Annotated in this window: 5 protein-coding genes; 4 read left to right on the top strand and 1 reads right to left on the bottom strand. The window is 62.4% G+C overall.

Annotated elements, in window-relative coordinates:
- Positions 1-149: 149 nt before the first annotated feature.
- The gene (locus EN984_RS25950; RefSeq protein WP_024505643.1) at positions 150-458 is read right to left on the bottom strand and encodes a hypothetical protein; all 309 of its coding nucleotides are present in this window, start codon (positions 456-458) and stop codon (positions 150-152) included.
- A 1,010-nt stretch (positions 459-1,468) separates the two neighbouring features.
- Here EN984_RS25950 and EN984_RS25945 point away from each other — a divergent pair.
- From EN984_RS25945 to EN984_RS25930, 4 genes are all read left to right on the top strand, one after another.
- Complete coding sequence (locus tag EN984_RS25945; RefSeq protein WP_024505644.1) at positions 1,469-1,792, top strand: DUF736 domain-containing protein; 324 nt, start codon at positions 1,469-1,471, stop codon at positions 1,790-1,792.
- A 181-nt stretch (positions 1,793-1,973) separates the two neighbouring features.
- Positions 1,974-2,243: a helix-turn-helix domain-containing protein gene (locus EN984_RS25940; RefSeq protein WP_024505645.1), complete on the top strand. Its 270-nt coding sequence runs from the start codon at positions 1,974-1,976 to the stop codon at positions 2,241-2,243.
- A complete protein-coding gene (locus EN984_RS25935; protein WP_024505646.1) occupies positions 2,240-2,788 on the top strand; it encodes a S26 family signal peptidase in 549 nt (182 codons plus the stop codon). The genes EN984_RS25940 and EN984_RS25935 overlap by 4 nt, the downstream gene beginning before the upstream one ends.
- A complete protein-coding gene (locus EN984_RS25930; protein WP_024505647.1) occupies positions 2,776-3,459 on the top strand; it encodes a lytic transglycosylase domain-containing protein in 684 nt (227 codons plus the stop codon). Before EN984_RS25935 ends, EN984_RS25930 begins: the two co-directional genes overlap by 13 nt.
- Positions 3,460-3,758: the final 299 nt, after the last annotated feature.

The raw sequence follows: 3,758 nt of genomic DNA, 5'->3' as shown, positions 1-3,758 counted from the left end.
GCGAACGACCACGCGGTCATGCAGCGGGCGGAACTTCGACTTTGCCATTTTCGGATTTTTCCCTGGTGCGGATGTTGAGGGGTTTTTGTTAGCACTCGCGATGGACGAGTGCTAACGCGATAGTGAGGTAGGCTGTAATCGGGCACTCGTCAAGACGGACGAGGGCAGGCGAGGAGCTCTGGCCCCCTCCCCGTGGAACCCAACGCATACGCGGCATCCGTGTTGATGGCTGCGAGCCCCACATTTCCATTGAATTCGGCGTCATGACGCCAACTTGCGCGCGCCGCTTCCAAGTCGTCAATCGTGCTGCCGTCAGCACGAACATAGGGCTGCGCTTCACTTCCCGTCGAAGCCGCGGCAAGCAGCGTCGCCGTCAGCACGCTCCTTTGCAGATGCTTGCCAAAGGTGGACAGTGAGCGCACCTGCGCCGGGCTGTTGGTGCGAACGTAAGACGTCATTGACAACTCCTTTTTGCAAGTCGAGCCCCTTCTCCACCTTCGGCCGCCGTCGACGCGAAGAAGTCCGCATCGCGTTGAAGACGAGCTGCGAAAAAGAGAAAGATGTGTTTGATGGCTGCGGCCCCAACGGTGCCTTCAGATTTGAGATCACTTCCGCCGCGAGCGGCTGAAGCTCCTCGCAACGTCAAATCGAATCTGCTGCCAAGCCTCCAGGAAAGGAGAGCATTGCTCATCTCGCGCTTGTGCATGCAGTCAACCTTCGATCCGTGTTGCCACATCAAGAGCAAATGCCGTGCCAAAGCTCACTGGGAAGTGAACGCATGGCTCTCCCTGAAAACCTCACAAATCCAGCATGGTCAATTGTGCGGAACCCGACATGCGTCTTCTGCCACTGTCAGCTTTCGGACAGGCATGACGCGTTTCGCGCCGACCACCGGTCGATCGGTTTTGGGGCCGGTCTGTTCGCCTCATAAGAGCGCGTTACATTGCGTAGCGGTTTCCCGAGCGCCGCCACATGACACTGGACCTGCAGGTAGCACCGGCTTCTCATCCAGCCTTACTTTGGCCCCCTCGCGTATCAAATTCCCGCTGGCGAGCCCTGCTTTCATAGATCGCACCATGCCGGATGTCTGCTCTGGCGCCCGACCCGCTGGCACGATCTCGATCCGGCATAAGGGCGCAGCATCTTTGCAGGCCGTTTCATCCCGGCGTCCTGCTTGGCTGACAGACCGCACTTGGCGAGCGGTCTCCATGCTCTCTCCAAGGACCATCCCTGCGGCTGGCTTGTCGACCTATGGGCGGGTCCGGCCGCCCGAAACCCTCGCGCCATCAGCTTTTTTCCCCGCCGCCTGCGGCGGCTTCCTCGCGCCGCTTCGCTCACAAAAAAGCTGCCCGCTCGGGTCCTTCACTGTCGCTGCGGCCCTGTCGGATTCAGGCGGTCCTGACGCGCCCATTACGGTGCGCCATCGCAGGGGATGGTCCCCGGCGAAACCACAAAAGGAGACTTCGAAATGACCGCGATCGGTTACGTCAACAAGCAGGAAAACGGCGCCTACAAGGGCCAGTTCAAGACGCTCAGCGTCCGCGCCGACATCGATATCGTCCCCAACCAGGCCAAGAGCGCCGATAACCATCCCGACTTCCGGGTGCTTACGCAAGGGGTCGAAGTCGGCGCTGGCTGGATCCGCACCGGCGAGACTTCCGGCAAGGATTATGTGAGCCTGTCGATTGCAGCGCCGGAGTTCGGACCGCGCAAGCTCTACGCCAATCTCGGCCGCGCCGCCGGCCAGGACGATCACGACACCTACGCCATCATCTGGAACCCGGCCGACTGACCGGCCGAGATAAGAGCCTCGCGCCGCAGCCCCGGCGCGGGGCTCATTCCCAGGAGTTCCACCCAAACCCCGTCCGCCCTAAAGGGCGGCGAAAACTCTCCCCCGACTCTTCGCCCGTCCCCGAGACGATCTCCCTCGCCCATCGTCGCCCTCGCTTGTCCGAAGCGAAACGAGGATCATCATGGACGACGAAAACGAACGCGCGGCCCGCGCGAAAAAGGGCAGCCCGTTTCTCAGTACAGCCCAAGCCGCCTTCTATATCGGGCTCTCCCAGCGCACGCTCGAAAAGATGCGGCTCAAGGGCGGCGGCCCGAAATTCCGCAAGCACGGCCGCTATGTCCGCTATCACATCGACGAACTCGACCATTGGTCGAAAGGACACCCGCAGCACTCCATCGCCGGCGATGGCAAGGCCGGTTCCGGCCAGGGCGGCACGGGAGGCCGTTCATGAGGCGGCGCCCTTCCATCCATCTGATCGGCAGCCGCCTGAGGCGTGTTCGAGCCCGTAAGACGGTCGCCTTGGCCGCGGCCGGTCTCGGTCTTTTGGGCTTCACGGCGCTGGGAAAGCCCGCCCCTTGGCTGGTCTGGAACGCCTCGGCCAGCGCGCCGATCGGCCTTTACCGCATCGCTGCGGGAGCGCTGGCGCGTGGCGATCTCGTGCTCGTGCGCCCGCCTGAATACGCGGCGTATCTCGCCGCCGAGCGCAGCTATCTGCCTCGCAATGTGCCGCTGGCAAAACGTCTTGCAGCGCTGCCGGACGATAATGTCTGCGCCTTCAATGACGCCATCATCATCGGCGGCGACATCGTCGCGCGCCGGCTCAAAATCGACGCCGAAGGCCGACCTTTGCCATGGTGGAACGGCTGCCGAGCGCTCGGGGATAACGAGGTTTTCCTGCTCGGCAGCGACAAAAACCGCTCCTTCGACAGCCGCTATTTCGGGCCTGTTCCCACTCAAAATGTCATCGGGAGGCTCGTACCACTATGGACCGAGTGACCCTCCTCTTGTTGGGCATGATCGCCATTGCGCCATGCGCCTGTTCCGCCTCGACCGGCGCTGAGCCGGTCGCCATCTCCCAAAGTCCGCAGCTGCGAAAGTGGCAGACGTTGGTATCGGAAGCAAGCCGGCGCTTCCATATTCCCCAAGCCTGGATCTATGCCGTCATGGCTGCCGAAAGCGGCGGCAAGACAATGCGCGGCGGCCGCCCCATCACCTCCCCCGCTGGCGCCATGGGCCTCATGCAGGTGATGCCCGGCACCTATGAAGAGATGCGGGTCGAACACGGCCTTGGGCCTAACCCCCACGATCCGCGCGACAATATCCTGGCCGGCACGGCCTATCTCAGTGCCATGTATGACCGCTTCGGATTTCCTGGCCTGTTTGGCGCCTACAATGCCGGTCCCGAGCGCTACGACGAGCATTTGAAGCGTGGCAAACCGCTGCCAGAAGAGACCGTCGAGTACCTCGACCAACTCAAGGCGGCCGGAGTTTCGGCGGCCGACATCGAGGCGTTCGAAAGCCAATCTGTCGCTCCAAAGGCGCAAATCGCTCCTCTCGGACGGTCGCTGTTCTTCATTCATGACGGTGTTCACTCAGGCGTGCGAAACGGCGATCTCTTCGTGCCGCTCGGCAAGGACGGCGCGCAGCCGAAGGAGCCGGTGCGTTAGCCATGGCGGACGGGGGCGCGTCTGGCGGGGCTGGGCGCGTACGGCAAGATAAAGGTACCGCCTCCAGGAGGCGGTTAAATCTTTGTCTGCACATCGTTTTTCCGGGAGGCTGCCGCCGGTGCCAAGAGGGTTGGACGTGTAAGTGTCTGATTTTGCTTGATATGTCTGGGAGGCTCGCATTAAGGATGACGAGTTCAGGCCGAAGCTCGGCAAAATCGGGTCGCGCGGCTCGAAGGCCGGCAAACGCTATGCCGGCCAGGTTCGTGCGGCGATCAACCGGGCTGGCGGCCGGCATAGCG

It is taken from the genome of Mesorhizobium sp. M7A.F.Ca.CA.004.12.1.1, from assembly GCF_003997835.1.
In the GTDB taxonomy this organism is placed as follows: domain Bacteria; phylum Pseudomonadota; class Alphaproteobacteria; order Rhizobiales; family Rhizobiaceae; genus Mesorhizobium.
This window is presented reverse-complemented; position numbering and strand designations above follow the sequence as displayed.

Bases quoted from the DNA above. Each gene is read 5' to 3' on its own strand.
- EN984_RS25935 (WP_024505646.1), top strand. From the start codon at position 2,240: ATGAGGCGGCGCCCTTCCATCCATCTGATCGGCAGCCGCCTGAGGCGT.
- EN984_RS25940 (WP_024505645.1), top strand. From the start codon at position 1,974: ATGGACGACGAAAACGAACGCGCGGCCCGCGCGAAAAAGGGCAGCCCG.
- EN984_RS25950 (WP_024505643.1), bottom strand. From the start codon at position 458: ATGACGTCTTACGTTCGCACCAACAGCCCGGCGCAGGTGCGCTCACTG.
- EN984_RS25945 (WP_024505644.1), top strand. From the start codon at position 1,469: ATGACCGCGATCGGTTACGTCAACAAGCAGGAAAACGGCGCCTACAAG.
- EN984_RS25930 (WP_024505647.1), top strand. From the start codon at position 2,776: ATGGACCGAGTGACCCTCCTCTTGTTGGGCATGATCGCCATTGCGCCA.